The following is a 25154-nucleotide window of genomic DNA, read 5'->3' on the forward strand; positions in this document are numbered from 1 at the left end:
GGCGATTGTCTGATCAATTCTTTGGACAGGAACGGTCCCGCCCCTTGTGTTTGACTGTGACTCAGCGTAGGAAAGCGCCTTAAATTTACGAAGAATATCGACCGCTGTCCGGTCTTTCTCCTGATTTGGTATGACAGACAGCAGGCGATCCGTTTTTTGCGCAGGAGAAAGCTTGTGAGCGAAGCTGCTTATAACAAAGGTTTCCCGGTTTCCTGGGAACAGATGCATCGCGACGCACGTGCATTGGCGTGGCGTCTGCTTGAAAAAGGTCCGTACAAGGGCATTATTGCGATTACCCGTGGCGGTTTGGTCCCGGCGGCCATCATCGCACGCGAACTTGATATCCGTTTGATTGATACGGTTTGCGTTCGCAGCTACTCTGACAAGTCGCGCGGTGATCTTGAATGGCTTAAGGGGATCGAAGGTGACGGCACGGACATGCTGATCATCGATGATCTGGTCGATACCGGCAAAACCGCAAAGGCTGTGCGTGAAAAACTGCCAAATGCGCATTTTGCGACTGTTTATGCCAAGCCGCTTGGACGCGAGATCGTCGACAGCTTTGTGACGGAAGTTTCCCAGGATACGTGGATTTATTTTCCTTGGGATATGGAGCTTTCGGTTAACGCACCGATATCCGAACGCGTCCGCTAATCGGTCTTGAAGATCTGATCGTATCTTTCTCAAGGCCCGTTGGACCGAAAAGGAGGACACGATGCAAAATCAAAATTGCCCGGCCTGCTATCGTCAACCGTCATCAACGGTCCGATGGGCCGGGCATTTGTTTTTTATGCTGGGATTCTGCGTCCTGAGTATTCTCGGTGCAGTTGTTCCGGCATTGGCAGATAATTTGCCGCTGCAGACCGCGAAGGCGATGTCACTGCTAAGGCCGGAAAGCGGCTACAGGCTTGAATTATTCGCCGCGGTAAATAATGCGCGCTCTATTGCTGTTGCCCCGGAACTGAAGGGTATTTTCGTCGGAACGCGTGGTCCCAAGCTTTATTTCGTGCGTGATGCGGATGGGGATGGCAAGGGCGAGGAAGTCAATCTGATTGCTGATGACTTCAAGATGGCGAATGGCATGGCCTATAAGCCCGGAACCCTGTTTGTCGCCGATCAGCACCGGGTTGTGTCCTATGATCTTTCAGATTTTGATGGGAGAGCGTTGGGGCGCCCGCGTATCCTGTTTACCAACCTGCCGGACAAGCGTCATCATGGTTGGCGTTATGTTGCACTTTCGCCGGATCAAAGCCGTCTGTTCATTGCCGTTGGCGCGCCGTGCAATATCTGCAAGGTTGGTGGGCTGGAAGGTACGATTATTTCCATGCCGATCAGCGGTGGGGCACCCAAAATCTATGCCAGCGGTATCCGTAATTCCGTAGGGCTGACGTTCCATCCCGACACCGGAGATTTGTGGTTTACCGATAATGGCGGGGATAACCTTGGTGACGATGTTCCGTGCGAGGAGCTGAACCACGCCACCGCCGAAGGGCTGTTTTACGGATATCCCTGGTATGCCGGAAACGATACGCGTTCCCCGCAGTTTGCCGATGAAACTCCACCGGCTGAGGTTACCTTTCCTGCCTTTACCTTTAATGCGCACAATGCAGCGCTTGGTCTTACCTTTGACGATGGTGATGCACTTGTGGCGTTGCACGGATCATGGAACCGGACAATTCCGGATGGTTACAAGGTTGTGCGGGTGGAATTTCGCAATGGTGAACCTGTGGCGGCCAATCCGTTCCTTGACGGTTTTCTGCGCAGCAACGGCGAAGTTGTTGGCCGCCCGGTCGACGTAAAGCATTATATTGATGGATCGATTCTGGTGTCGGACGACCACGCCAGTGCGGTTTGGCGACTGGTTCCGACAAAGGAGTGACAGAGGAATGAGAGGTTTAAATAAATCATCCCGGCATCGGGGATGGGCTTGCACCCATCCTGAAACCGGGCTATAAAACCGCCGCTTAGCGGGTGTAGTTCAATGGTAGAACGGCAGCTTCCCAAGCTGCATACGAGGGTTCGATTCCCTTCACCCGCTCCAAGCTTTCCAAATATTTCGATGCCAGATTGCCGTGCAAGGCCGGTTACTTAAAGAAACCGTTCGGTCAGATCGGCTTACTTTTCCATCGGCGCGTAAGAAAGGTTCTGTTTGCGGGCTTGTTCATCGCTACACAGAAGTTTTGCCTTATCCGTGACGAGCTCCTCATAGCGGGGGTCCAAGGTGCTGACATAGTGTCCATTAGCCACTGTGGCGAAAAGACAGCGTCCGCTTTCACCATCAAGCCGTTTGCCTGATCTCCATTCGGATGGCGGTATCATATCACCGCCCTGAATGCCTATTCCTGCATTATCGGCTTCTTTCGAAAGACCGTCATATCGGTGGGAATATACTTCGATCGGAAAGGCTTCGCCGTCACTGACCATCGCTGCGGCCACATCGCGTTCGCCAATGCCGCATTCGACAATCGGGAAATCGTCACCTTTGCCAGAATGTTGCTGATCACCGGGCCAGCAGCGCACCGTGAAGGGGGCCATGGCGAAATATTTGCGAAGCTGCATGGCCGATGACATGCCGCAATCCCAAAAACTACCGTTATGCAGGCATTGCTGTCCAAGTTCCGGTGCATCGATCCCGGCAATATCGGCAACGACGCCATCAATCATGATTGTATCACCGTCAATGACCAGAACATCGCGTCCTTCTGCCTCCAGCACCATTTGATCGCTTTTTTGCTTGTCACCCCCGGCCGCTTGAACCGGTTTGTCCTGCAAATAGACGGCAAGTGAAAAAGCAACAGGAATGGCAAGCAGGATAATCAGGCGGAAAAAGCGGTTCAAAGTGACCTCGATGGTTTGGTGATTGGACAGAGGCGATGCAATCGAGATACAGAATGGCATAAATGACTTTGATAAGGACAGCCGAAAACAACGGCAAAATACTGACCCCCAATATCGGGAAATTTGCGGCTCTGATTCCTTCTGTGAAGGTGCATCTGCGATAACAGGATGCAATCGTTGTCGTTTGGCTGTAAAAGCGGATTTTCCGAGTTAGGCACGGACACTGTTCTTGTTTCGACTGCAACCCATCTTTTTCGTCGTAGGTATCATGGTCATCATCATCGGTGTGTCGATGATGATCCCGGCTGCGGTCGATTTGTATTACGGCAACCCGGATTGGAAAATCTTCGCGCAGGCGTCGATGACCAGTATCGGGCTTGGTGGTATGGCTTGTCTTGCCTGCCGGTCTGAAATGGGCCCGCGTGTGACAGCCCGGCAGGGATATGTCCTGACAGTTTTTTCATGGGTCGCGATCAGTCTGACCGGGGCATTGCCCCTTTGGTTTTCATCTCTTGATATCAGTTTCTGCGATGCGGTCTTCGAGACTGTTTCGGGGCTGACGACAACCGGATCGACAATTTTGTCCGGGCTGGATGATATGCCGCCCGGGTTGTTGCTTTGGCGGTCGATTCTGCAGTGGCTGGGCGGCATCGGGATTATTGTTACAGCGCTTGCATTGTTGCCTATGATGCGGGTTGGCGGAATGCAGCTCTTTCAGATGGAAAGTTCGGACCGTTCGGAAAAGCTGAGTCCGCGCATTCGTGACATGTGCCTGCAAATCGTGATGATTTATGTCGGCCTTAGCGTCATCTGCATGGTGTTGTACCGGATTTTTGGCATGACCTGGTTTGATGCGATCAATCATGGCATGTCGACTCTGGCGACTGGCGGTTATTCAACATCCGATCTCTCATTTGCCAAATTCGATTCCAGTTTGGCGCTGCACTGGGTCGGCATCATTTTCATGTTTGCTGGTGCCCTGCCTTTTACGGCCTATGCGGTTCTGATTCGCAAACGCGATATCAGCGCGATAATAAGTAATCAGCAAATAAGGCTTTTCCTGCTTGTCATTGCCGTTTTCACCGGGCTTCTGACACTGAGGCTGATGCATATTTCTGATGACGGCTTTTTCAGGTCGCTGACCATGGCTGCGTTTAACCTTGTTTCGGTGATCACGACAACCGGTTACGCGTCGGGCGACTATCTGCAATGGGGACCAGCGGCGATCATGCTGTTCTTCTTTGCGACATTTATCGGCGGGTGTTCCGGCTCTACGGCCGGCGGATTCAAGATGTTCCGGCTTTATGTCGTGTTCACCGGACTTAAAGCCCATTTTATGCGGCTTCGCAGTCCTTCGGCAGTAATAGTAAGCCGGATCGATAAACATGAAATCACTTCTGATATCTATAATGCGGTAACGGTCTACGTCTTTCTGCTAACGATCAGCTATATCGCGATCAGTGTCGCATTGGCTTTTACCGGGCTTGATCTGGTGACCTCGATGAGTGCTGCGGCGACGTCACTTGCCAACGTTGGTCCGGGCCTTGGCCCGATTGTCGGTCCGGCAGGGAACTTCCAGTCATTGCCTGATGCGGCAAAATGGATTCTTGATATCGCGATGGTGCTTGGGCGGCTGGAATTTGAAACATTTCTTGTGCTTCTGATGCCAGCCTTCTGGCGGGACTGATTTCGGTCATTTATGACGAATGCCCGCAGCATTGCCGCGGTTTTGCCCGATACGGGCAGTCGTTTTCATCGGAACAAATCAATGAAGGACACGCAAATGGCAAAATGGAACATTCCCGGTCGTAAACTCGTTCTTGGCTTGTCGGTTTTGATGGTGGCCGGGGCGCTCGGTGCCTGTTCGCCAGACGTTGGCAGCAAGGAGTGGTGCGAGGAAATGAAAGCAAAGCCAAAAGGCGACTGGACGGCCAACGAGGCAACAGATTTCGCCAAGCATTGCGTTTTCTGATCTTCGATTCCCTGTTGCAATGGGGGGCTTCGGCCCGACATCCTCTAATGATGCCCTTTGGCTGCCGCATGTCGGGAAAAAGGCCAAAGGGCAGAATTTTGCGTAAAACCCGAATAAAAATGAATGGAACAACTCGTTTAGAGTGGCGTTTGAGTTCCAAGATTGCCGCGTATGCGTGTGATGCAGCAAGCTGCATTTGCCAACGCACGAGAAATCCCTATAATGCGCGGCCCGCGAGCAATCGCGTAAGTCGAGAATGACAACAATTTTTATACGAGGTTAGACAATTATTATGAGTGCCGAAAATCTCCATGTCGGTGTGATCGGCGCAACCGGTGCGGTTGGCGTCGAGCTGATCAATGTTATGTTTGATCGCAACTTCCCTGTGGGTGAACTCACCCTGTTCGCATCCGAGCGTTCTGCAGGCAAGACCGTGGAGACTAAGTACGGTACTAAGACCATCGCACTGTTTTCGGTTGAAGAAGCCAAGCAGTGTGACATTGTCTTCCTTGCAGTTTCCGGTGATTTCGCGAAGGAATTTGCCCCGCAGATTGCCGAGGGCGCGCTGGTGATCGACAATTCTTCAGCCTTCCGTCTGAATGACGATGTGCCGTTGATCGTGCCGGAAATCAATGGTGATCTTGCCAAGACTGCCAAGCTTATTGCCAATCCGAACTGCACCACTGCGATTGCTGCCGTGGCTCTTTGGCCGCTGCACAAGGCATTTGGTCTGAAAAAGGTGTTTGTATCCACCTATCAGGCGGCGTCTGGTGCGGGGCAGCCGGGCATGAACGAACTGCGTGAAGGTTTGGCCGCAGGTCTTGAAGGCAAGCCGGTCCCGGCCGAGGTTTTTGCTCATCCGCTGGCTTTCAACGTTATCCCGCATATCGATAGCTTCCAGGAAAATGGCTATACCCGCGAAGAGATGAAGGTTACTTGGGAAACCCGCAAAATCTTTGGTACGCCGAACCTGCCAGTATCGTGCACGGCTGTGCGTATTCCGACCGAGCGTACCCATTCGGAATCCATCGTGATCGAAACCGAAAAGGCTGTGACCCCGGCGGCCGCGCGTGAGGCGCTGGCGAATGCCAAGGGCGTTAAACTGGTCGATGACCCGGCAAACAATGTCTATCCGATGCCGATCAACGCGACCAAGCAGTATGACGTCGAAGTCGGTCGTATCCGGTCAAACCTGATCTTTGGTGATCATGGTCTGGAACTGTTCGTTGCCGGTGACCAGTTGCTTAAAGGTGCCGCGTTGAACGCAGTCCAGATCGCTGAAGCCTATATCGCGGATTAAGCGATATAACGGATGCTAAATGAAAACGGCCCCGATTTCGGGGGCCGTTTTTGTTTGTGAAATCACCGTATTCAGGCAACAGAGATGTGATCCCGTCCGGTATTTTTGGCGGTATAAAGCGCATTATCAACACGTGTGATTAGCGTTTCAAACTCCTCGCCATCACGATATTCCGTGATGCCGGCGCTGACTGTGACCAGAATGTTATCCCGCCCGAAACGTATCGGATGTTCGCGAATGGCATCAGCAATTTCGCGTGCCTTGGTCATGGCTTCCTGCCGGTTGAGTCCGGGCAGAAGAAGAACGAATTCATCACCACCCCAACGGCATAGCGTATCTGATTCCCGCGAATGATGGCGAATGGTGGTGGCAACTTCCTTAAGCGTTGCGTCGCCTCCCGGATGGCCGAAGGTATCGTTGACCTCTTTGAATTCATCAAGATCAATACAGACGATGCCAAGCGGTTCTGCCCGGCGTTTGCAGGATTTGGCCACACCTTCAAATACCAGATCAAAAACCTGTCGATTGCACGCACCGGTCAGCTTATCGCGCGATGCCAGTTCTTCCAGGCGGTTCTGATAATTGCGGATCGTCAGATATGCGGCAATGCCGACAATTGCCGTGATCAGAAGGGATATGGCGATATTGATCAGGAAGGTGGTTTCAATCTGCTGATCACCGATGTGTTCCTTTTGTTCAACCAGCAACAGCCAGCCGAATTCGGGAACAAGGCGACTGTTGACGAAATAGGTTTCACCATGGTCCTCGTAGGTGATCGAAGAGCCCGGAGACGTCAGAATCTGCGTCGCATGAATACGAATGCCATCGCGATCATGCAATGTTTCGGACGTGCCAAAGCCACTGCCGTGCAGGGTGATGCGGCCTTCCTGATCAACAAAGTAAATCGTCCGGCCATACCGTTTCTGATAGGTTTCTATCAGGCGGGTCACAGAGTTGACGGATAGGCCAACACCGGTAATGCCGATGACATTGCCATCATAATCGCGCACCTGATAATTGACGAAAACGGCCAGGCGCGACCGGTCTGCGGTATCGTGATCAACATTGATTTCATAAGGTTTTTGATTGTCGCGGGCCTGAAAATACCAGAAATCAGCCGGATCATCTCTGGATACCTGCTTGATCATGCCGGTCGGGTGATAATAGTTCCGGGTTTTATCCGAGATGAAATAAGCTGTGACCGTGTCATAGCGCATCTGGATTTCGCTGAGATAGCGAATGATTTGTTCGGGATCATTTTCCCCGCCAAGCGTCCAGTCGCGGACAAAGGTGTCCTGCGCCATCAGTGACGAAATAAAGATCGGTTGCAACAGGTCGCGCTGGATTTCCGAATAGATGTTGTCACTGGTGAGTGGCAGGGTGCTCTCGGAAATCTGCTGTTCCAGCGATTGTCGTGCGACATAGAAGCTGACAAAACTCGTGGTCAGAAATCCGACAACGAGCAAAATGCATAAGACGACGGCGAAATAGATTTTCTTTCCCGGCACGGAAAGCCCCCAAAATAGTTTCAGGGCAACGATATTCGTTGCAAGTTATTGTTATTTTGGGAATTTTATTTTCCCAAGTATAATTTATTCGATAATTTTCATGTTTTCTATCGGCCATTTCGCCGAATTAACGAATTACTTTCATAGGTAGTAAATTATATCAAAAAATAAACCGCCAGTCATTAAAGCTGGCGGTTTGATGAGAGATTGTGGTTTCGCGTCTGTGTTTTATCGACGGAAGACGACGGTCTTGCTGCCATTGCGGAAAACACGATGTTCGCAATGCATCTGAATTGCGCGCGAGAAGACGACGGATTCAATATCGCGCCCGATTTCAACCATGTCTTCGGCCGTCATCGTATGATCGACATGTTCGATGGCCTGATGGATGATCGGTCCTTCATCAAGGTCGGCTGTGACATAGTGCGCAGTTGCCCCGATCAGTTTCACGCCCCGCGAATGCGCCTGATGATAAGGTTTGGCACCCTTGAAGCTTGGCAGGAAGGAGTGATGAATATTGATGCAGCGACCTTCAAGTTCGCGGCACAGATCGGTTGAAAGAACCTGCATATAGCGCGCCAAACCAACCAGATCGGCATCGTGTTCGTCGACGATATCAAGCAGTTTGGCTTCCTGGGTTGCTTTGGTTTCTTTGGTCACCGGGAGGTGATAGTAAGGAATTCCGTACCATTCGACGATTCCACGCATGTCTTCGTGGTTTGAAACAATGGCCGGGATTTCGATATGCACATTGTTTGAGGCAACCCGGTGCAGCAGATCGTTCAGGCAGTGGCCAAACTTTGACACCATCAGCAACACTTTTGGCTTCCGATGGAAATCGTGAAGTTCCCACTGCATCGTGAATTTTTCTGCGATGGTGGCGAATTTATCGGCAAATTCGGCCTTTGTGCGTAGGGCACGACCGGCATCGAATTTCACGCGCATGAAAAAGCGATTGCTCTGCGGGTCGCCGAATTGCTCCAGCTTGTTGACGAACGCGCCTTCTTCGGCAAGGAAGCTGGTGACACCGGCGACGATCCCGAACGTATCCGGGCAGGTGATCGTCAGGATGAAGGTTTTGGCGAGTTCGGACATTTCCGCTTTGTCTTTCGGTTTATGAATTTTGACCTGCATGCGATATACCGGCGTTGGCAGGCCGTGCCAACCCGGAATTGGCGTTAAACAAGCTCTGCCAACGCTGATAGACCTAATACGCATAGCTCTATGATTGAAGGCATGAAATTACGATCAAGCAAGGAGCCACACGTTTAAAAGCTGGACATTGGCAGGGCATGTGCGAAGAATTCCGCTTCGTTTGCCGGAAGATGATGCAAACGAACCGGTTTTTCGGTTATGCAGTGCAGCTTGTCGGGATAATCGCGAAGACATGTCATGCCCGGTTCAATGGGAACGGGCGTAAAACATGGTACGGGGCTTTTCATTGATCGATTTTCGTCCAATCCTTTTCATTATCGGCATTTTGCTGTGCACCCTGTCGATCGGGATGTTCATCCCTGCCTTGGTTGATATGTATTACGGGCAACGGGATTGGTTGGTGTTTTCAGCCGCGTCGGCCGTATCGCTGTTCATCGGCGGTGCGCTAGTGATGATGAACCGGACCGAGAATCTCAAAATCACATCGCGACAGGCTTTTATCCTGACCACAACAAGCTGGCTTGTTCTGACTGCCGTATCGGCATTGCCCTTTGCGTTTTCCGACCTTGATATGAGCTACACGGACGCGTTCTTTGAAGCGATGTCGGGGATTTCGACGACCGGTTCGACCGTGATCGTCGGACTTGATACTGCCCCACCAGGCATTTTGCTATGGCGCGCACTTTTGCAGTGGCTTGGTGGGATTGGAATCATTGTGATGGCAATTGCCGTCATGCCGATGCTGCGTGTTGGCGGTATGCAGCTTTTCCGGATGGAAAACTCTGACAAGTCCGATAAGGCTTTTCCGCGTGCAACCCAGATCGCCATTGGTATCGCCAGTTTGTATCTGGGCTTTACCATAATTTGGGCGTTTCTTTTGTGGTGGGCGGGTATGCCCGGATTTGATGCGATTGCCCATGCGATGACGACGATTGCGACCGGTGGCTTTTCGACCAAGGACGCATCGGTCGGGCATTTTGATAATGCCGCAGTTGATGTGATCATCACATTGGGTATGGCAACGGGCGCATTGCCCTTTATCCTTTACCTTCAAATGCTGCGTGGCAGGACCTTGGCGCTTTTTATGGATGGTCAGGTTCGCTGGTTCGTTGCGATTGCCAGTTCGATCATTCTGGGTCTGACCATCTGGCATTCGCAAACAAACGAAGTCGCCTTCCTGAATGCGCTTCGATACACGTCGTTTAATATCATTTCCGTGATGACAGGGACTGGCTACGCCACAACCGATTATGGCCTTTGGGGGCCATTTGCCGTTACGGTATTCTTTTTTGTGATGTTTATCGGCGGCTGTGCCGGCTCAACGACCTGCGGGGTCAAGATATTCCGCCTGCAGGTACTTTACGAAATAGCCAAGGTTCAGCTTTCTCATATGCTGCGGCCTCACGGTGTTTTCATTGCTTATTATAACCGGAAACCGCTTTCCGAAGACGTTACGGAATCGGTGCTCAGCTTTTTCTTCCTGTTCGTCTTCTGCTTTGTGGTTCTGGCGGCGGCTCTTGGCGCAATGGGGCTTGATTTCATTACGGCGGTTTCAAGTGCCGGTACAGCGATTGCCAATGTCGGTCCCGGACTTGGTCCGATTGTCGGTCCGTCCGGTAACTTCGCAACCCTGCCAGACGGGGCAAAGTGGTTGATGTCGATCGGTATGCTGATTGGCCGGTTGGAGGTCTTCACCGTTCTGGTGCTGCTGTTCCCGGCTTTCTGGCGCGACTGATTTTACTCTTCCAGCCTGCCATGATACCCCGCCTTTGTGCGGGGTTTTCTTTTTCTTTCTAAGTTGATTGTCAGCGAAACCCGTTGCGATTTGATTGATTGACAGATTAGGTCATTTGTCCTAAATCTCAAATAGGGCAATTGTCCTAGTCGGGTTTCAAGCACCCATCATTCAGGTTGAACAGACATGATCGTGGAACAGGGCACGCGCGAACGGATTGTCGAAGCTGCGGATCAGCTGTTTTATCAACAGGGGTTCGAGCCGACCTCCTTTGCGGATATTGCGGCCAAGGTCGGCATATCGCGTGGCAATTTCTATTATCACTTCAAAACCAAGGACGAGATTCTTGATGCCGTGATCAATCGGCGCCTGACCAATACCGAACAGATGCTTGATCACTGGGAAGCCACCGGAGAAGACCCGGTCGCCCGCATTCGAAGTTTCATTCATATTCTGATCGTGAACGGGGAAAAAATCCGACGCTACGGATGCCCGGTCGGAACACTTTCTGCCGAACTGGCAAAGCTCAATCATGCTGCGCAAAGTGACGCGGCGGGACTTTTTACCCTTTTTCGCGTCTGGCTAGGTCGGCAGTTCACACGACTTGGCTTTGCAGAACGATCGGACGGTATGGCAATGCATTTGCTTGCGCGCAGTCAGGGTGTGGCGGCGCTTGCCAATGCGTTTGGTGATGAAAAATTCGTCCAGTACGAAGTCGATCAGATGTGTGACTGGTTGGATGGACAAATGCGGTCGCTTCGTACCCGGAACAACCATGCAGCAACCAAATGATCAGGGATAAGAGCAATGTTCACCATTTTACTGACGTTTTCGGAGAATCGAGCGAAGGCATCGCAGTTTATGGAGGGCCATAAACGATGGATAAGCCAGGGGTTTGATGAGGGCGTGTTTCTGGTGGTCGGCAATCTCCAACCCAGTCGGGGAGGGGGAATTCTTGCGTACAATACGACCATGGAAGAGTTAACGGAACGTCTGAATGCCGATCCGTTTGTTATCGAAAAAATCGTCGAGGCCGAAATCATTGAAATCACCCCGGCCAGAATGGATGAACGTTTGGAATTCCTGAAGGCGTGATATCTCCGGGACTAAGAAAAGAGGGGGCTGTATGGGAACCACAACGATCAGCGCAGACGGCAAAACACGCTGTAAATGGTGTGATGCAGCACCAGAATTTGATGTCTATCACGATACGGAATGGGGCTTTCCTGTTGGTGATGATCGCCGGTTATTTGAAAAGATCTGTCTGGAAGGTTTTCAGTCCGGCCTTAGTTGGCGTACGATTCTGACCAAACGCGAGAATTTCCGCACCGTATTCCATAACTTCGATTTTGATCTTGTTGCTGAGTTTACAGATCGTGATGCTGAGCGGCTGCTTCGGGATGCGGGCATTATTCGCCACCGTGGCAAGATCGAAGCCATCATCAACAACGCCAAACGTGCGCGTGAAATGGTGGCACTAGAAGGATCGCTTGCCGCTTACTTCTGGCAGTTCGAGCCAAGGGAGGATTCTGTTGCAAAGCCGCAGACTGCATCCATGTCTGAAATTTCGGTCGCACTTTCAAAGGATCTGAAAAAACGGGGTTGGAAGTTTGTTGGCCCAACGACCGTCTATGCCTTTATGCAGGCAATGGGCTTGATTAACGATCATGCAGAAGGATGCTTTATGCGACCGGTAATCGATGCTGCGCGCCGGGAATTTGAACGGCCGTGATTCTAGAGAAGGTGGCGATGCCAGACCTAGGGTCAGGAGCGGATCGGGGATCGGGATATTGGTCCAGCATCGCCTTGACCCAACAATGCCAAATGAAATTCATTTGGTAAAATCGAATGTAAATTTAAATTTGATAGAAAAAATCTATTATTGTTGATTCTTTAGCGGAAGCCGACAACTTCACATTATGACCCGGAGCTGCACGCAAAACGTGGCGCCATCCGGTCCTGTTGCGCTCAGGCGAAGGTCCCCTTCATGGGCCAGAATCAGTTCCCTTGCGATGGCAAGGCCAAGACCGGTTCCGCCTTTCCTGCCGGTTGCGGCGAACGGGACAAATAGATTTTTGATTGCCTTTTCAGGTAAGCCGGGCCCGTTATCCATGATCAGGATTTCAGCAAACGCGTCCTCTTTATTCTGATCATTTGCAGGTGCCAGTTTGATGGTCACCTCAGTTGCCCCGGCATCTAACGGATTGCGGATCAGGTTGCTGAAGGCACGAAAAAGCTGATCATAATCGGCTTCAATCATCAGTTCCGGCGGCAGCTCGATATGGATTTTGGCCTTGCAGGGTTCCTTGGCCGTATCGAGGCTTTCCGGCGCCAGAAGACTTTCACCACCATTCTGCAACAGCACCTGATCGCGCACTTCCTCGATCAATTCGATCAGGGTAAATCGTGCGATATCAAGTGTTGGTGGTGCTTCACGGGCAAAAGACAGCGTTTGTTCGCTGATATAAACCGCACGCTCCATCGATGATAACAGGCGGGGGACGACGGCACGGACTTCCTGATCCTCGCTTTGGGCGAGCTTCTCGGTCATCAGCATTGAGGTTGCCAATGCATTGCGCAGGTCGTGGCTGATTTTTGTTGCCGCGGTTCCAAGAGCCGCAAGACGACGACGTTGGTTTAACATTGCCTGTAAATCGTGCTGCATATTGGCCAGTTCGTGCCGGGCGATGCCAATTTCATCGTCACGATCATCTGGCACGATGACTGATCCCTGATCCTGCGGATTTTCGCGAAAACGGATCATGTCGCTGGTTAATGTTCGCATCGGCCGGACCAAAAGCCGGTTCAACGCAAAATAAACCAGCCCAGCGGTAAAGAAAGAGATCACCAGCGATAACCCCATCACCCGCCAGCCGAAATTGCGCATGTCTTCTGCCAGACCGTGTTCATGAACCAGTATTTCAATTTCGAAGTCCGGTGCCATGGATGGCATGCCAACCACACGCAACATGCGATCATGCGGCTGGGTCAGGGTCGAAAGACCTTCATACAATGCCATCAGGATGGAAAAGGTCGTCAGATCGACGTCATGATCGACCTTTGCGGGCATATCATCGCGCTGAAGCAGCAATTTGCGATCATCTCGGCGTAAAATAACCGCTTCTATCCCGGCATTGGACAACAGTTCCTTTTCCAGATCATCGGGGATCATCTGATCGGGTGTGGCTTCCAGTGCTAGTGCCGCCAGGTAACCGGAATCAAGGTGCGCCTTAAGCCAGTCGACCCGATATCGGGCAACAGACGGTGCAAAGACGAAAATTTCGGCAAGCATCACAAACCCCACAGTCAGCACGAGCAACCGTGCCGACAGCGATTTGGCCCATGGGGGCAGTTTGAGATGCGGGCGTTCCATGACAAATGTTAGCCAGAGACGGGGAAAAATGTACAGTGTTTCAGAAGCTTGCCCCCACTTTGACCGTCCTAGCCGAATTTCAGCAGGAAGCGGACGATCTTGCGAGTCTTTTCGCTAAACAGGCTGGGTGTGTACCATGCCCCGGCAACGCGTTTGGACAATTCGCCAAGAGTCGGATAAGGCGCGATCATTCCGGCAGTCGCTCCGATTTTCATTTTCTGTGATATGGCCAGCGACCAGAGGCCGATAAGTTCCCCGGCTTGGTGACCAACAATACCGGCACCAAGGATTTTACCGCGTGTTGTGGTCACGATTTTGATAAAGCCTTTGGTTCGGGCTTCGGCCCGCGCGCGATCATTTTCCGCGTATTGCCAGGTAACGACCCTGATTGCATCGCCAAATTTTTCGCGTGCTGCGGTTTCGCTCAAGCCAACCTGTGCCAGTTCTGGATTGGTATAAGTCACCCATGGAACGGCTTTGTAATCGATCTTTGCAGGCAACCGGAACAGGGCGTTGCGAATGACAATGCCAGCATCGTAACCCGCCATATGGGTAAATTGCAGGCCACCGGTGACATCGCCAATGGCAAAGATTTTGGAATTGCTGGTGCGTAATCGTTTGTCGACGTTGATCCCGCGCGCGCTGTATGTCACCCCGGCCGCGTCGAGGCCAAGATCATCGACAGTCGGTTTTCGTCCTGTTGCAATCAGAAGGTGGCTGCCTTCGATGGTGATATCTGCACCGTTATGCTCGATGATAACGCGTATCTGATCGTCATGTGTCTCCACCCGCTTGGTTTTGATCTTTTCATACAGGCTTATGCCAGAAGACTCGATCATATCGCGAACCACAGCCACAAGATCGGGATCGTCCTTTGGCAGGATCGTTGCCATTTCGATTACGGTGACTTTTGCGCCAAGCTGCTGGTGTGCCTGTGCCATTTCAAGGCCGATGGGGCCACCGCCAATGATGAGCAGGTGATCAGGGCAAATCCGGTTCTTAAAGATGGTTTCGTTGGTAAAATACGGGACGGCGTCAATCCCGTCGATTGGTGGAACGGCTGCACGTGACCCGGTCGCAATCACAAACCGTTTGGCGTGAATGCGTTTGCCGTCGGCGATGACCTCGTTCGGGCCGGTAAAATGTGCTTTGGCCTCGATAACCCGACAGCCGAGTTTTTCAAATCTTTCAACCGAGTCATGCGGTGCAATACCGGCGATGACCGAATGGACATGATCCATGGCGCGCGGAAAGTCGATTGCCACCGGGCCGGTGTCGACACCAAATTGAAATGCTGTCCGGGCATTCTCGGCCGCGTGTGCCGCAGCCAGCAATGCCTTGGACGGAACGCAACCGGTATTCAGGCAGTCGCCGCCCATCTTGCCCTTTTCTATCAGGACAACATCGGCACCCATCTGGACCGCACCGGCAGCAACCGAAAGCCCGCCTGATCCGGCGCCAATGATACAGATGTCTGTTTTGATTATATCACTCATCGGGTGTTTGCCCCGCTATTGCGGTTACGGAATTTTTTATAGGCCACCGGGATCATTGCCAGCACAGCCAGGCCGATGATCGGGGTTAGAATGCGGGGTTCAAAAATAATGCCAAGATCGGGCGTCTTGCCCTGATCAAACAATGCACCCAAACCATCCCCGATTGAAACATACACAAAGGTGCCCGGGATAATTCCAACCGCCGTACCCACAACAAATGACCGAAATTTTACCCCCAGCAGAGCCGGGACCAGATTAACCAGCCAGAACGGAAACAACGGTACAAGCCGCAGGACCATAAGGTAGCTGAATGCGTTTTCGGCAAAGCCAGCTTCCATTTTACGGATCGCACTTCCGGCCTTGGCACGCATGAGGTCATAAAAGGCATAGCGCGCGGCAAGATAAACGACTGTTGCGCCAATAGTCGCGGCAATCACGACATAACCCGTGCCCAGCCACGCCCCGAACAGAAACCCGCCAACAATGGTCAGTATCGACCCCACCGGAAGCGACAGGGCAACGGCAATGGCGTAGCCCGCCATAAAGGTAGCAACGCTCAGAACCGGATTATCTGCGACGAAATTCTGCAAAATATCGCGATTCTCGCGCAGGGTTTCGAACGATAAATAATCCACCGCACCAAATAGCCACGCGAGCACCAATCCGGCAAACAGGATCGAGACCGGCAGAAATTTGCGCCAAAGTGGCGTTCTGACGCTGGTGGCTTGCCCGGACTTGGAATGATCTTTGGTCGTGTGCTCTGACGTCATTGAATGTGTCTTGGTCATTGATTTTACTGTCTTAACCGCCTCTCTGAGGGAAGCGGCTTTCAAAGGATTGCATGTCTTGGCTGAACAATAGAGCGAAAAAGTACGAGATGCTTATGAACTGCTTTCACCATTGCGTGAGGCCACTGGGAAACTCCCATATGGATTCAAAGACGGATAGGTATGATTGTCGGGTGCGTGATGCTTGACGTCGGGGAAACCAAGTCGTATCGTCGGATTTCTTCGTGGGATTTGTCGACCGGCTTGCGACCACGTAAAAAATCGCTAAAGAGGGTAATCGTGGCTTCGGCCCTGACCCATCGTGCCGGTCAGGGTTTTTTTGTGTCCGGGTCATCCCAATATGACCGGGCATATAGGAGCAAGACGATGACAACCGAAAAAAAGGCTTCTGCTAAATGGCGTGCGGCCACCCGTGCAGTTCGGGGCGGCACGGCGCGCAGCGGGTTTAACGAAACCTCCGAAGCCATTTTTATGAATTCCGGCTATGTCTATGACAGTGCTGCCGAGGCTGAAGCATCTTTTGATGGTACCGGCCCGGAACGCTTTGTGTATTCGCGTTTTGCCAACCCGACGGTGGGGATGTTCGAAGAACGTCTGGCGCTGCTCGAAGGTGCTGCATATTGCCGTGCAACCGCATCTGGCATGTCTGCTGTTTGGAATGCCCTGATCGCGTGCACAAAGGCAGGCGGCCGTGTTGTCGGTTCGCGGGCACTTTTCGGTTCGTGCGAGTTTATCCTGACGACCCTTTTGCCCCGGTTCGGGGTTGAAACCGAACTGGTGGACGGCACAAACCATGCTGCGTGGGAAAAGGCATTGTCGAAACCGGCTGATGCCGTTTTCCTTGAAACGCCGTCCAACCCGACATTGGAAGTCATCGATATCGCATTTGTTGCCGATCTGGCGCATAAGGCCGGTGCCAAGGTTGTTGTTGATAACGTTTTTGCGACACCGATCCTACAAAAGCCGATGGAATTGGGCGCTGACATTGTTGTCTATTCCGCGACCAAGCATATCGATGGTCAGGGACGCTGTCTTGGTGGCGCGATCCTTTTCAATGACAAGGAATGGCACGATAACCACCTGACAACGTTCCTGCGCCACACCGGTCCCAGTATGAGCCCCTTCAACGCATGGGTTCTGCTTAAAGGTCTCGAAACGCTTGGTCTGCGTGTTGATCAGCATATTCGCAATGCAACAGCACTTGCCGGGTTCCTTTCGGAACAGCCGCAGGTATCGCGCGTTATCTATCCAGGGCTCGAAAGTCATCCGCAACATGAACTGGCGATGAAACAGATGTCGGGGCGTGGTGGGGGATTGATCGCGATCGAGCTTGCCGGGGGAAAGTCGGCTGCTTTTTCGTTGCTCGATAATCTTCAGCTTATTGATATTTCGAACAATCTTGGTGATGCCAAAAGCCTTGCGACCCATCCGTGGACCACGACCCACCAACGTGTTCCGGCTGAAGACAAGATCACTATGGGCATTACCGAGGGCATGCTGCGATTGTCTGTCGGTCTCGAAGATATTGATGATCTGAAAGAAGATCTGTCTGCCGCGTTGCGCGTATAACAGTAAGCAGGTTCGGCGATATGCCTATGTCAGGCGGTCCGTATCTGCACGGGCCGCCTTTTGCTTAGCCGAGAAAATACGTGATCGGGATGGCAAATTGGTGGCAGACATCTGGTACTTGGGGCATTGACTGTCTAAATATGACCTAGGTAAAGCAAAAAAGCGCAACGCCCTTGGCAGAAGGAACGCAATAAGAATTGGCCTGGAGTTTTGCATGTATTCATCCGTGACCCGAGACATAAAAGTATCCGTGCAACCTGTGTTCCTTGACGAACAGTCAGACCCGGACACCCACCGTTATGTCTGGGCCTATCGGGTTGTCATCGAAAATCATGGCCCGAAAACAGTACAACTTTTGAACCGTTACTGGCGTATTACCGATTCCCGGGGATCAACCCAGGAAGTCCGGGGATCAGGTGTGGTCGGCGAGCAGCCGGTTCTGGCAAGTGGCGAAAGTTTCAATTACACAAGCGGCGCGCCATTGGCGACGCCAAGCGGTTTCATGGTTGGGACATATGAAATGACTGACATGGATGGAAACCGGTTTGATATTGAAATCCCGGCATTTTCGCTCGACAGTCCGCATAGCAAGCGCACACTTAATTAAACGAACCAAGATCAGGGTCGGGAGCACATGACCCACAGGACAGAATTATAAAGAGGAAGCCAAATGTGCAGCGAAACCAGCGCCGTTAAACGCCCATCGCAAGAAGAAGCAGAAGAAGCCGTTCGTACCCTGCTTCGTTGGGCAGGAGATGATCCTGATCGTGAAGGGCTGCGCGGAACGCCAGACCGTGTTGTGAGGTCTTACGGTGAATTTTTCGCAGGTTACCAGCAGGATCCGGCAGAAATTTTACGTCGCACCTTCGAGGAAACCGACGGCTATGACGAGATGGTCGTGCTGCGTGATATCCGTGTTGAGTCTTATTGTGAACATCACATGGTGCCGATTATCGGTGTTGCGCATGTCGCCTATCTGCCGCGTCGCCGGGTCGTTGGTATTTCCAAGCTGGCCCGTGTCGTCGAAGTTTACGCAAAGCGCCTGCAGATTCAGGAAAAAATGACCGCACAGGTCGCCAATACCATTCAGGAAGAACTTGATCCGCTGGGTGTTGCCGTCGTGATTGACGCCAACCATCAATGCATGAGCACACGCGGCATTCACAAGACCGGGGTGTCGATGGTGACCAGCCGGATGCTTGGGGCGTTTCGCGATGATCCGATCACCCGGCGCGAGTTTTTCGCGATGATCGGTCGATAGGGTTTGTTTCGAATATAATGAATAGAGGCCGCCTTTCGGGGTGGCCTTTGTCATATGCACGGTTATGTTCAGTCGGCACGAAACTGCTGATGGCAGGATTTGCAGGTTTGCAGCACGTTGCGGAATGCATCGTTAAACTGACCAGCATCGTCGCTGCCACTTGGAAACAGTTCCGTAAAAGCCGATCCTGCATGGCGGCTGATTTTATCCGTCATACCCCAAAACGGGCGAGAATACGATCCACGGAACCGACATAAGACCCACCGAAAAGACGAACATGCACCAGAAGGGGGTAAAGTTTGTAAAGTTCACGGCGTTCTTCAAAGAAGCCTGGCAGGATCGGGAAAATTTCCGAATACCGATCAAAGAATGCAGGTGTAAGGTCACCAAACAACGTGCCAAAGGAAAGCTCGATCTCCCGATCACCAAAATAAACTGCCGGATCAACCAATCCGGCGATCTTTCCCTGTTGGCACAGAATGTTGCCACCCCACAGATCGCCATGCAGCAAGGATGGTTTGCAGCCTGATGGCAAAAGACCACCAAGTTTGGCCGACAGGATTTCGATCCGTGATAAAAAATGCCCTGGCAGTCGTCCGCAATTTGCTGCCTGCTGGGCCATGTAAAGCAGACGGTGATCGCGAAAGAAGGTGATCCAGTCGACCGTAAGGGGATTGGGCTGCTCAAGGCCGCCAATAAGTGTGTCAAAGGACAACCCAAACCGGCCTTGTGTAACCTGATGTTGCCTGGTCAATAGAACGGCAAGGTCACTTTGAACCTGACCGTTCATGTGACCATCATTTTCTATGAAATGCATGATCAGCAATCCGGGCTCGGCATGTAACACGGCCGGAAATGGAATGGGGGAATGAGTGCCCAGATAGTCAAGCATCCGGCCTTCAATTTCCAGATTTGCCTCACCGCCCTGTTTGATGACGAGTTTGCGACCATCGCGAAGATCGGCCCGCTTCACATCGGAAACGCACCCTCCCGAAAGCTGGTGATAGGCCGCAACCTCGCTTCCGGTAATGTCTTTAATCCGTTGTGTAATCACCGGCGATGCCATCGCTCAAATTCCATGCTTTTCCCTGATGTGGATTAGCAAGGCACCTGACGTTTCCTCAATCATATCAAAAACCGATTTGAAGCCGTTTGCCCCACCATAATAGGGATCAGGAACGCTTTGTCCTTTACGGTTCGGGTGGTAATCCAAAAACAGTTCCAGCTTATCGCGATACTGGGAGGGACATTGGTTTTGCATATCGGCCAGATGTCCGTCATCCATTGCAAGGATGTAATCAAACTCGCTGTAATCACTTGAAGTGATTTTACGAGATCGGATCAGGGACAGGTCATAACCGCGACTGGCGGCCATTTCGCGTGATCGCGGATCAGCCTGTTCACCGGCGTGATATCCCGAAAGGCCGCAGCTATCGACTTTGATGGCATCATCCATCCCTGCTTTGCTGACCATGGTCTTGAAAATGCCATCGGCGGTGGGAGAACGGCATATATTGCCGGTACAGACAAACAGAACTTTAATCACGATATGGCTTTCCGTTGAGTCGGGACCTTGCCAGACTGGCACATTCGGTGCCTTCGGCGCAATGATATCTACGGTAACTGCGCGAAACACCAAATGATCAATGTAACAGCTTCGTGACATTTTCTACGATAAGCTGACAGCCATCTCATATGTTTGTATGATCGCGCCAAGTGGTGGTTCAAGAATGTGATTGGTAATGCAGGAATTCGTTTCGTTTGGTTTGCATATCGCCCTGATCCGGCAGCTGGCGTGGTTGCCAAAGGGATATGATCTTGTGCCGGAAGGCACGGTCATCACCAGTGCTCGCCTGCGCAGCATTCTGCTTGCTCTTGAAGAAGCTAACGGGCCTTCGGTATTGGTGCGGCTGGGGCGTCATCTGGCGCTTAAGGAACAGCAACCTGTTTTGACCATGTTGCGCCAGGGGGCAACGCCCGAATTGATCGCGGATCGCTGGCATCGGCTTGAAGGTTATTCCCATGCCCGCAGTCGCACCGATTATCAGGCAGCCGGCAAATCATTGACCCTGCATCGTGCTGCTGTCCGTGGCCAGCCGCCCGCACGGGTCGAAAACCTTTTAATGCATGGTTTCATGGTTGGTCTGCTCGAAGCGGTCGGTGTCGAAAATGTCAGCAGCGCAATCCTGCCCAGCCATGGTCCTTCCATTCCGGTAATCCGAAATGGAAAACTGATCAAGAAACTCGATTTTGCCGGGCGTGCTTTACGTTTTCGCATCAGTTGGCAAAGCTATGTCGCGATTTCATCGGGCTATCCGTTTATGGCGAATATGCCCGGAACGGCGCCGACCGTCGGGAACAGTCGGCCGGTCGTGCAAAAGCTTTGCGCTGTGCTTGAACATGATATCGGGCGCAGCTGGACGATTGAAGATGTTGCCAATGCGCTTGATACATCCGGCCGGACTTTGCAGCGTCGTTTGCAACAGGCCAACAGCCGCTTTTCCGATCTTCTGCGTCTGATGCGGGTACGCGAGGCGTGCCGCCTTCTGGCTGGCACCAGCCTGATGGTTGGTGAAATCGGATTTTGGTGCGGTTTTACCGACAATGCGCATTTCAGCCGTGATTTCCGTCGTCTGGTGGGGATGCCTCCTTCGGTGTATCGCGAAGCCAGTCTTGGTCATGCCGGTCTGACGCGCGCCTGATTAAATTGCGGCGGCGATTGACCGGTCTGGTTTCCTTGGGTATCAGCACGACAGCAACCATTGCGCCACTATCGCCGCCCAGATTGCGAGGCTATCCATGACCGATACATCCGCAACCGATCAGTATGCAGGTTTCCTGCCACCATTCTTCCGGGATCGCCCGGATGCAGAGGATGTGATGATCCGGACCTGGCAGGTCGGGGATCCGCTTGGCGATCATGATGTGCCTGAATTACCAGCACCGATTGCCATGTTCTTTGATCTGGTTGCAGCTGCCGCTGAGCGGGCCGGGTCAAACGGGTTTGCCCATTTATGGCTGGATCGCCATCCGCATGAACAACCGGGTTGGCGGCTTTCTGTTGGCCATGTCGGTTCTGCCGATGAACTTGATGCTGCTATTGCCAAACCCCTTGCCCGGCTGGGTGGTTCCATGGCGATGGCTCTGATCGAAACCGAAAGCTGGCATGTGACCCGTCCGCTTTGGCGCAAGCGCGCCGAACCGGTGCGTCTGACCTTCTGGGGGGCATTTGGCAAACACGCGCGCAGCTTGATCGACCATCGGGATGCTGCCGGTTATTATCAGCCGGTAGGGGCGGGCCTGCGGTCCGATCATGTGTTTGCCGCATTGCCATTGCTTGAAGATATGCTGGGCGATCCGTTTTTGCGCGATGGTATGGGATTTGAAGACGCGCTTCGTATCGGCATGTCGCTTGGACGGGCGCACCTGCTTGAAAGCTGGATCGAAGCTGGCGGCGCGGAAAAGGAACCCTATTTCAGACCAATGCAAATCTGGCATCAGGCATGGCTTGCCAATGCTCTGATCGATCCGGCGGTGGCCACTCTTGCAATGTCGGCGCAGCCCCCGATGCCCGCCCTTGATTTTGATCGCAAAGCAGATCCGGAAACGCGGCGCGCTGCGCTTGATGATCTTTCTGGTTGGCTGACGGCGGTGTTTTTCAATGATGCCAATCCGGCTCTTCGCAATGCGTTCATTGCCGGGGTGCAAAATGCCGTCTGGCTTGATCCCGATTTGCAGCAATATGTTCAGCCCCAACAACGTGCCGAAATTCTGCAAGGCTTGATGCCCTATTGCCGCTGGTTCCTTGCGATGGCGCTTTATAACCATCTTGGAAATCTTGCGGCGGGAACAGCACGCGAGGATCAGGTCGCATTTTATGCAACCCTTGTCGAAGCCCTGCCGGAACTTTCACCCTTGGGCGAATTTGCAACCCAGCGTGATATCGAGCAGCACATCATCCGCATTGATGCCGCACGGGCGGCTTCGGCTCTGGATACGCTGGTTCTGCCATTTTGTGATCTGCTGATGCCGCGCCTTAAACTCGATGCGGTGCGCGCATAGCTTTGCATGTAGGCAAACGCGCAAAATAAAAGGTCCGCTGAGGGTATTCGGCGGACCTTTCTTTTGGCGATAAGGCGCTTGGTCTATTGCTGATAAGCTTTGATCGGACGGCTCGATACAATCGCAAACCGGATGGCAAGGCCGCTAACCGCGACAAGGCTTGCAATCACAATCCCCCAGAACAGCCCGGCAACACCAAGCCCGACCACAAAGGTCAGATAGTACCCGGAGGGTATCATCACACATATATATGACACCAGATGCAGGATCGTCGGAACCCATTTATCCCCGGCACCGCGCAATGCGCTGATGGCGGCATTCTGTCCGCCGTCGGTCGGGAAAATGATCGGCATCAGAACCAGGACACCGGCTGTCGTGGCAATCACGGTGGCGTCCTGCGTAAACAGGTGTGCCACCATCCCCGGAAGCAGATAAAGCGGCGTGCTGAGCAACAGCATCACAGCCATGGTTGTCAAAAGCCCGATCCACCCGGCCAATGCCATATCGGGGCGGTCACGTCTGCCATAGGCAATGCCGACCCGAACGGATGTCGCCGATGCCAGTCCAAGGGCGACCATGAACATCAATGCCAGCATCGTCATGGTGATACCGTAACTTGCCGCGGCCACGACCCCAAGGCGTCCTGCGAAAAGCTGCATGGCGGCAAAGGCGCTGGTTTCCATGCCTTGGCTGGCGCCTGCGGCATATCCCATGTGACGGGCATTACGTGAATAGCGCCACCAACCGGCAAAACCGTCGCGAATGCCGTAATCGACATGACTGCGCATCAGCAGGATATAACCAAGCAGACTGATCGCCATAAGCCAGCGAATTACGGTTGATGTCCATGCTGCGCCCTCTGCTCCCATTTCCGGAAAGCCAAACGCGCCATAAACCAGTCCATAATCCAGTACCAGATTAATAAAATTAGCCCCGATCATCAGCATCATGCCGGGTAATGGACGTTGAAGGCCTTCAAGGAAAAAGCTGCACACAATATAGACCATTGCGGCGGGCATTCCGATCGACAGGATGACCGAAAGGTTGCTGGCATGCTCGGTGATATCTTCTGGTTGGCCGGTGGCGATAAACAGCCATTCGGATTTCCAGGTCACAAGCATGAAGGCAATGCCAATCAGCATGCCATAGGGCAGACAGGCCCGCCATGTCTGTCCCGCTTCAAGAAGATTGTTTCGTCCCACCGAATGTGACGTCAGGATCATCACCCCGGTCAGAAGCCCGATGCCGGTAACCATCAATGATGTAAAGGGTGCATGCGCAATATTGAGATAGGCCAGACTGGCACTGTCATAATTGCCAACAACGATCGTATCGACAACCGACATGATCAGCATGCCAAGCCGCGCAATCACAACCGGCAGCGCCAAACGGAACAGTTCGCTTAAATGACGCCGAACGCGATTATGCGGGTATAGGGGAACCGGCGGAACATTCGGTGGCAACCCTTCCGGATGATTTGGGGGCATACCCGGTGGGGCGCCGGGTGGTGTGATCGTCATAGTCTTCGTTTCCTCGTTATCATTGACGCGCGGCAGTCATTGCGGTGGCGGTGCAATGCCGGGTGGGTGGCACGTAGCGCGTGATTATTATCTTGCCTGTCGGCTTATTTGTTCCGGCCCTGCGGGTTGGGATGACGCGGGATTGCGGCAATCATCTTTGCGGGATCATCGGTAATGACCGATGTTACCCCCCAGCCAAACAACTCTTTGGCATGGGCCGGATCATTGACGGTATAACAGACCAGCGGCACATTGGCCGCAACGATTTCAGCGGCCTTTTCGGGATCAAGTGCCTTGTGATCGATATGAAGCGCACTTGCACCAAGCTGGGTATATCCGTCATGCCAATTGTCGGGTAGTGTCTCCAGAAGCCAGCCACACGGCAGGTCGGGCAAAAGCCGCCTGATTTCGGCAACGGCACTGTCATCAAAACTTGAAAGCAGGATCGGAAGCTTCTTTGCCCGGTCAAGTTCTTTTGCAACTTCCTGGCACAGCCGCACAGGATCACAGCCCGATGGCTTGATTTCAAGATTGGCCCCCATATCCATAAAGAACAGGGTCTCAAGCGTGTCGCTCA

The 25154-nt window shown here is 52.6% G+C and carries 24 protein-coding genes, 1 tRNA gene and 1 riboswitch (1 of these 26 running past the window's edge); of the genes, 15 read left to right on the top strand and 10 right to left on the bottom strand.

Annotation, left to right across the window (positions count from 1 at the left end; all coding sequences use genetic code 11):
• The first annotated feature begins 174 nt into the window (after positions 1-174).
• The 3 genes from gpt (at position 175) to IT971_RS00570 (ending at position 2041) form a co-directional block, all read left to right on the top strand.
• Entirely contained in the window at positions 175-654 is a 480-nt protein-coding gene (gene gpt, locus IT971_RS00560; RefSeq protein WP_007091853.1) for a xanthine phosphoribosyltransferase, read from the top strand.
• Between the two features lie 136 nt (positions 655-790).
• On the top strand, positions 791-1879 hold the full coding sequence (locus tag IT971_RS00565) for a sorbosone dehydrogenase family protein (protein WP_223304960.1): 1089 nt from the start codon (positions 791-793) through the stop codon (positions 1877-1879).
• 88 nt (positions 1880-1967) lie between these two features.
• Positions 1968-2041: transfer RNA gene (locus IT971_RS00570), tRNA-Gly, on the top strand.
• Positions 2042-2115: 74 nt separating this feature from the next.
• Here IT971_RS00570 and IT971_RS00575 read toward each other — a convergent pair.
• The gene (locus IT971_RS00575) at positions 2116-2898 is read right to left on the bottom strand and encodes a thermonuclease family protein (protein ID WP_063093238.1); all 783 of its coding nucleotides are present in this window, start codon (positions 2896-2898) and stop codon (positions 2116-2118) included.
• A gap of 208 nt (positions 2899-3106) precedes the next feature.
• On the opposite strand from IT971_RS00575, the gene IT971_RS00580 reads away from it, so the two are divergent.
• The 3 genes from IT971_RS00580 to IT971_RS00590 all read left to right on the top strand — a co-directional run bounded on the left by IT971_RS00580 (position 3107) and on the right by IT971_RS00590 (position 6110).
• Positions 3107-4525 (top strand): TrkH family potassium uptake protein, encoded by a 1419-nt coding sequence (locus tag IT971_RS00580; RefSeq protein WP_063093237.1) that lies wholly within the window; start codon positions 3107-3109, stop codon positions 4523-4525.
• A gap of 81 nt (positions 4526-4606) precedes the next feature.
• Positions 4607-4810 (top strand): DUF3012 domain-containing protein, encoded by a 204-nt coding sequence (locus IT971_RS00585; RefSeq protein ID WP_223304961.1) that lies wholly within the window; start codon positions 4607-4609, stop codon positions 4808-4810.
• Between the two features lie 292 nt (positions 4811-5102).
• A complete protein-coding gene (locus tag IT971_RS00590) occupies positions 5103-6110 on the top strand; it encodes an aspartate-semialdehyde dehydrogenase (protein ID WP_063093235.1) in 1008 nt (335 codons plus the stop codon).
• Between the two features lie 71 nt (positions 6111-6181).
• On the opposite strand, the gene IT971_RS00595 is transcribed toward IT971_RS00590, so the two are convergent.
• Both IT971_RS00595 and purU read right to left on the bottom strand, forming a co-directional pair.
• The gene (locus IT971_RS00595) at positions 6182-7618 is read right to left on the bottom strand and encodes a sensor domain-containing diguanylate cyclase (protein ID WP_063093234.1); all 1437 of its coding nucleotides are present in this window, start codon (positions 7616-7618) and stop codon (positions 6182-6184) included.
• Positions 7619-7846: 228 nt separating this feature from the next.
• Positions 7847-8752, bottom strand: coding sequence for a formyltetrahydrofolate deformylase (gene purU, locus IT971_RS00600; RefSeq protein WP_007091860.1), 906 nt, complete (start codon positions 8750-8752; stop codon positions 7847-7849).
• A gap of 307 nt (positions 8753-9059) precedes the next feature.
• On the opposite strand from purU, the gene IT971_RS00605 reads away from it, so the two are divergent.
• From IT971_RS00605 to IT971_RS00620, 4 genes are all read left to right on the top strand, one after another.
• On the top strand, positions 9060-10508 hold the full coding sequence (locus tag IT971_RS00605) for a TrkH family potassium uptake protein (RefSeq protein WP_082822536.1): 1449 nt from the start codon (positions 9060-9062) through the stop codon (positions 10506-10508).
• A 186-nt stretch (positions 10509-10694) separates the two neighbouring features.
• Positions 10695-11300: a TetR/AcrR family transcriptional regulator gene (locus tag IT971_RS00610; protein WP_196871097.1), complete on the top strand. Its 606-nt coding sequence runs from the start codon at positions 10695-10697 to the stop codon at positions 11298-11300.
• Positions 11301-11315: 15 nt separating this feature from the next.
• A complete protein-coding gene (locus IT971_RS00615; RefSeq protein ID WP_063093233.1) occupies positions 11316-11603 on the top strand; it encodes a YciI family protein in 288 nt (95 codons plus the stop codon).
• Between the two features lie 31 nt (positions 11604-11634).
• On the top strand, positions 11635-12240 hold the full coding sequence (locus IT971_RS00620) for a DNA-3-methyladenine glycosylase I (RefSeq protein WP_063093232.1): 606 nt from the start codon (positions 11635-11637) through the stop codon (positions 12238-12240).
• Positions 12241-12420: 180 nt separating this feature from the next.
• Here the strand turns inward: IT971_RS00620 and IT971_RS00625 are convergent, their stop codons facing one another.
• The 3 genes from IT971_RS00625 to IT971_RS00635 form a co-directional block, all read right to left on the bottom strand.
• Positions 12421-13881, bottom strand: a complete 1461-nt coding sequence (locus tag IT971_RS00625; protein ID WP_063093231.1) for a HAMP domain-containing sensor histidine kinase — start codon at positions 13879-13881, stop codon at positions 12421-12423.
• Positions 13882-13949: 68 nt separating this feature from the next.
• On the bottom strand, positions 13950-15377 hold the full coding sequence (locus IT971_RS00630; RefSeq protein ID WP_063093230.1) for an NAD(P)/FAD-dependent oxidoreductase: 1428 nt from the start codon (positions 15375-15377) through the stop codon (positions 13950-13952).
• Complete coding sequence (locus tag IT971_RS00635; protein WP_063093229.1) at positions 15374-16165, bottom strand: TVP38/TMEM64 family protein; 792 nt, start codon at positions 16163-16165, stop codon at positions 15374-15376. The genes IT971_RS00630 and IT971_RS00635 overlap by 4 nt, the downstream gene beginning before the upstream one ends.
• 214 nt (positions 16166-16379) lie before the next feature.
• A riboswitch (SAM riboswitch) is annotated at positions 16380-16454 on the top strand.
• 77 nt (positions 16455-16531) lie between these two features.
• Between IT971_RS00635 and metZ the strand changes: the two genes are divergently transcribed.
• The 3 genes from metZ (at position 16532) to folE (ending at position 18995) form a co-directional block, all read left to right on the top strand.
• Positions 16532-17734 carry an O-succinylhomoserine sulfhydrylase gene (gene metZ, locus IT971_RS00640; protein WP_063093228.1) on the top strand — a complete coding sequence of 401 codons (1203 nt, stop codon included), beginning with the start codon at positions 16532-16534 and terminating at the stop codon, positions 17732-17734.
• A gap of 214 nt (positions 17735-17948) precedes the next feature.
• Positions 17949-18341, top strand: coding sequence for a Co2+/Mg2+ efflux protein ApaG (apaG, locus tag IT971_RS00645; protein WP_007091869.1), 393 nt, complete (start codon positions 17949-17951; stop codon positions 18339-18341).
• Between the two features lie 63 nt (positions 18342-18404).
• On the top strand, positions 18405-18995 hold the full coding sequence (folE, locus tag IT971_RS00650) for a GTP cyclohydrolase I FolE (protein ID WP_007091870.1): 591 nt from the start codon (positions 18405-18407) through the stop codon (positions 18993-18995).
• Positions 18996-19206: 211 nt separating this feature from the next.
• On the opposite strand, the gene IT971_RS00660 is transcribed toward folE, so the two are convergent.
• Together IT971_RS00660 and IT971_RS00665 are read right to left on the bottom strand one after the other, a co-directional pair.
• Positions 19207-20061, bottom strand: coding sequence for a fructosamine kinase family protein (locus IT971_RS00660; RefSeq protein WP_063093227.1), 855 nt, complete (start codon positions 20059-20061; stop codon positions 19207-19209).
• A gap of 3 nt (positions 20062-20064) precedes the next feature.
• The gene (locus tag IT971_RS00665; RefSeq protein WP_063093226.1) at positions 20065-20541 is read right to left on the bottom strand and encodes a low molecular weight protein-tyrosine-phosphatase; all 477 of its coding nucleotides are present in this window, start codon (positions 20539-20541) and stop codon (positions 20065-20067) included.
• 196 nt (positions 20542-20737) lie between these two features.
• Between IT971_RS00665 and IT971_RS00670 the strand changes: the two genes are divergently transcribed.
• Positions 20738-21697 (top strand): AraC family transcriptional regulator, encoded by a 960-nt coding sequence (locus IT971_RS00670; RefSeq protein ID WP_063093225.1) that lies wholly within the window; start codon positions 20738-20740, stop codon positions 21695-21697.
• Between the two features lie 97 nt (positions 21698-21794).
• Positions 21795-23057, top strand: a complete 1263-nt coding sequence (locus IT971_RS00675) for a hypothetical protein (protein ID WP_063093224.1) — start codon at positions 21795-21797, stop codon at positions 23055-23057.
• An 83-nt stretch (positions 23058-23140) separates the two neighbouring features.
• Here the strand turns inward: IT971_RS00675 and IT971_RS00680 are convergent, their stop codons facing one another.
• Both IT971_RS00680 and IT971_RS00685 read right to left on the bottom strand, forming a co-directional pair.
• Positions 23141-24577 carry an MATE family efflux transporter gene (locus IT971_RS00680; RefSeq protein ID WP_063093223.1) on the bottom strand — a complete coding sequence of 479 codons (1437 nt, stop codon included), beginning with the start codon at positions 24575-24577 and terminating at the stop codon, positions 23141-23143.
• A gap of 104 nt (positions 24578-24681) precedes the next feature.
• Positions 24682-25154 carry the 3' portion of a glycerophosphodiester phosphodiesterase family protein gene (locus IT971_RS00685; RefSeq protein ID WP_063093222.1) on the bottom strand. 283 nt of this gene lie beyond the right edge of the window, so 473 of the gene's 756 nt are visible here — the last part of the coding sequence; its start codon lies beyond the right edge, outside the window; its stop codon occupies positions 24682-24684.

It is taken from the genome of Thalassospira sp. B30-1 (genome assembly GCF_015767575.1).
GTDB classification, from domain to species: Bacteria; Pseudomonadota; Alphaproteobacteria; order Rhodospirillales; family Thalassospiraceae; genus Thalassospira; species Thalassospira xiamenensis.

What these genes read in the sequence shown, in the direction of transcription:
- IT971_RS00565 (WP_223304960.1), top strand. Translation starts at nt 791, where the DNA reads ATGCTGGGATTCTGCGTCCTGAGTATTCTCGGTGCAGTTGTTCCGGCA.
- IT971_RS00575 (WP_063093238.1), bottom strand. Translation starts at nt 2,898, where the DNA reads ATGCCATTCTGTATCTCGATTGCATCGCCTCTGTCCAATCACCAAACC.
- IT971_RS00580 (WP_063093237.1), top strand. Translation starts at nt 3,107, where the DNA reads ATGGTCATCATCATCGGTGTGTCGATGATGATCCCGGCTGCGGTCGAT.
- IT971_RS00585 (WP_223304961.1), top strand. Translation starts at nt 4,607, where the DNA reads ATGAAGGACACGCAAATGGCAAAATGGAACATTCCCGGTCGTAAACTC.
- IT971_RS00590 (WP_063093235.1), top strand. Translation starts at nt 5,103, where the DNA reads ATGAGTGCCGAAAATCTCCATGTCGGTGTGATCGGCGCAACCGGTGCG.
- purU (WP_007091860.1), bottom strand. Translation starts at nt 8,752, where the DNA reads ATGCAGGTCAAAATTCATAAACCGAAAGACAAAGCGGAAATGTCCGAA.
- IT971_RS00610 (WP_196871097.1), top strand. Translation starts at nt 10,695, where the DNA reads ATGATCGTGGAACAGGGCACGCGCGAACGGATTGTCGAAGCTGCGGAT.
- IT971_RS00615 (WP_063093233.1), top strand. Translation starts at nt 11,316, where the DNA reads ATGTTCACCATTTTACTGACGTTTTCGGAGAATCGAGCGAAGGCATCG.
- IT971_RS00620 (WP_063093232.1), top strand. Translation starts at nt 11,635, where the DNA reads ATGGGAACCACAACGATCAGCGCAGACGGCAAAACACGCTGTAAATGG.
- IT971_RS00625 (WP_063093231.1), bottom strand. Translation starts at nt 13,881, where the DNA reads ATGGAACGCCCGCATCTCAAACTGCCCCCATGGGCCAAATCGCTGTCG.
- IT971_RS00630 (WP_063093230.1), bottom strand. Translation starts at nt 15,377, where the DNA reads ATGAGTGATATAATCAAAACAGACATCTGTATCATTGGCGCCGGATCA.
- IT971_RS00635 (WP_063093229.1), bottom strand. Translation starts at nt 16,165, where the DNA reads ATGACCAAGACACATTCAATGACGTCAGAGCACACGACCAAAGATCAT.
- metZ (WP_063093228.1), top strand. Translation starts at nt 16,532, where the DNA reads ATGACAACCGAAAAAAAGGCTTCTGCTAAATGGCGTGCGGCCACCCGT.
- apaG (WP_007091869.1), top strand. Translation starts at nt 17,949, where the DNA reads ATGTATTCATCCGTGACCCGAGACATAAAAGTATCCGTGCAACCTGTG.
- folE (WP_007091870.1), top strand. Translation starts at nt 18,405, where the DNA reads ATGTGCAGCGAAACCAGCGCCGTTAAACGCCCATCGCAAGAAGAAGCA.
- IT971_RS00660 (WP_063093227.1), bottom strand. Translation starts at nt 20,061, where the DNA reads ATGGCATCGCCGGTGATTACACAACGGATTAAAGACATTACCGGAAGC.
- IT971_RS00670 (WP_063093225.1), top strand. Translation starts at nt 20,738, where the DNA reads ATGCAGGAATTCGTTTCGTTTGGTTTGCATATCGCCCTGATCCGGCAG.
- IT971_RS00675 (WP_063093224.1), top strand. Translation starts at nt 21,795, where the DNA reads ATGACCGATACATCCGCAACCGATCAGTATGCAGGTTTCCTGCCACCA.
- IT971_RS00680 (WP_063093223.1), bottom strand. Translation starts at nt 24,577, where the DNA reads ATGACGATCACACCACCCGGCGCCCCACCGGGTATGCCCCCAAATCAT.